1 protein-coding gene is annotated in these 258 nt (G+C 71.3%); it reads left to right on the top strand.

Annotated elements, in window-relative coordinates:
* Positions 1-19 precede the first annotated feature (19 nt).
* Positions 20-163, top strand: coding sequence for an ABC transporter C-terminal domain-containing protein (locus SB773_RS32925; protein ID WP_410594618.1), 144 nt, complete (start codon positions 20-22; stop codon positions 161-163).
* The last annotated feature ends 95 nt before the right edge of the window (positions 164-258 follow it).

Here is a 258-nt window from a genome sequence, read left to right as displayed (position 1 = left end):
CGTCGGCGAACTGGAAGCCATGCTGGCCGAGCTCGACGCCCAGTTGGCTGATCCGGCCAGCTATGCCGACAGCGGTCGCATGGCGACCCTGGGGCGCGACCGCGACAGCGTGGCGGCCAAGCTGGCCGAGGCCGATCAGCAGTGGCTGGAGTTGATGGGCTGAGCCGCGTGCGCGCTCAGCGCACCGCGTCGAGGAACAGGCGGTGCCGCTGGTACTGGTCGAGCACGTCGCCGATCAGCTCCTCGCGGCGCCAGCCC

The organism is Bacillus sp. SIMBA_074, from assembly GCF_046534555.1.
Classification (GTDB): domain Bacteria; phylum Bacillota; class Bacilli; order Bacillales; family Bacillaceae_G; genus Bacillus_A; species Bacillus_A mycoides.
Note: the sequence above shows the minus strand (reverse complement) of the source record. Positions and strands in the feature narration are given on the sequence as shown.